Genomic DNA, 1565 nt, shown 5'->3' on the forward strand with positions numbered 1-1565 from the left:
GGACACCGCCCTCGACGACTACCGCCACACCCTCACCACCCTGAACCTCACCGACCCCACCATCCCCCTCGTCTCCACCCTCACCGGACAACTCACCACCCCCGGCCAACTCACCACCCCCGACTACTGGACCGACCAACTCCGCCACACCGTCCGCTTCCACGACGCCCTGCAAACCCTGCGGGACGAAGGCGTCCGGCTGTGCCTGGAGGTCGGCCCCGACGCCGTACTCACCGGGATGATCCGCAGCGGATGGAGCGAGGAAACCCTGACCGCCGTGCCCCTGCTGCGTGCCCGGCACCCCGAGCCGGACGTGCTCGGCGCGGGCCTGGCCCGGGCGTACGTGCACGGCGCGCGTGTCGACCTGGCCGCGCACTTCCCCGGAGCGACCCCCACCGACCTGCCCACCTACGCCTTCCGGCACAGCCGCTACTGGCTGACGTCCGCGTCACGGGCGCGTCGTCACACCGCGGGGGCCGACGCGCCCCGGCACCCGCTGCTGGACACCGTGGTCGACCTCGCCGAGCGGAACGAGACGGTCCTCGGCGGCCGTGTCGGCTCCGACGACCAGCTCTGGCTCGCCGACCACACGATCGACGGCAACGTGATCCTGCCGGCGACCGCGTTCCTCGAGATCGCGGCGGCGGCGGCCGCCCGTACCGGCGCGGCTCAGGTGGAACAGCTGACCCTGGAGGCGCCGCTGCGCCTGCGCCAGGGTGAGGCCGTCCGGCTCCAGATCGCCGTCCAGGCCGCCGACCGGGCCGGCATCAGGACGTTCTCCGTCCACTCCCGGCCGGCCGGCGCGGAGGGCGAGGAGGCCGCGTGGACCCGTTGCGCGAGCGGCGCCTTCGCCGCGGCGGAAGCCGTCCCGGACGCGGACACCTTCGGACCCCTGCGCACCTGGCCGCCCGCACAGGCCGCCGAAGTACCGCTGGAGGGCGTCTACGCCCGGCTGTCCCGCATCGGATACGAGTACGGGCCCGCGTTCCAGGGACTCCGAAAGCTGTGGCAGCACGGCGAGGAGCTGTACGCGGAGGTGGAACTGCCCCGCCCGCTGCACGATGCCGCCGACGCGTTCTCGGTCCATCCGGCTCTGCTGGACGCGGCGATCCAGCCCCTGGTGGTCATGGCGTCGGAGAGCCTCGCCTCCGGAGACCTGCTGCGGCTGCCCTTCGACTGGCACGGAGCCGCGTTCTGGAGCTCCGGCGGCCTCACCCGTCTGCGCGTGCGGCTCATGCCCTCGGGTGACGACACCGTCTCCGTGGCGCTCGCCGACCAGCACGGCTCGCCGGTGGCGCAGGCCCGGGCGCTGACCCTGCGACCGGTGTCGAGGCGGCAGTTCACCGGGCAGTTCACCCCGGAGGCCGCCACCCCGTACGCCCTGGCGTGGCAGCCGGTCACGGACCCGGTTCCGGGTGCGGGGCCGGAGAAGCTGGTCCACATCACCGACCGCCTGCCCGACGAGGTCGGCACGACCGTCCTGCGGGTACCGCGCAGCACCGGTGCGGATGTCGCTGGTGGGGTGCGTGGGGTGGTGGCGGGTGTGCTGGAGTGGCTGCGTGCAT

1 protein-coding gene is annotated in these 1565 nt (G+C 73.6%); it reads left to right on the top strand.

Going from position 1 to position 1565, the window contains the following annotated elements; all coding sequences use genetic code 11:
- Positions 1-1565: polyketide synthase dehydratase domain-containing protein (locus IE118_RS33750; protein WP_189561918.1), on the top strand; the 1565-nt coding region annotated here is incomplete at both ends.

This window comes from Streptomyces pilosus (assembly GCF_014649835.1).
Classification (GTDB): domain Bacteria; phylum Actinomycetota; class Actinomycetes; order Streptomycetales; family Streptomycetaceae; genus Streptomyces; species Streptomyces pilosus.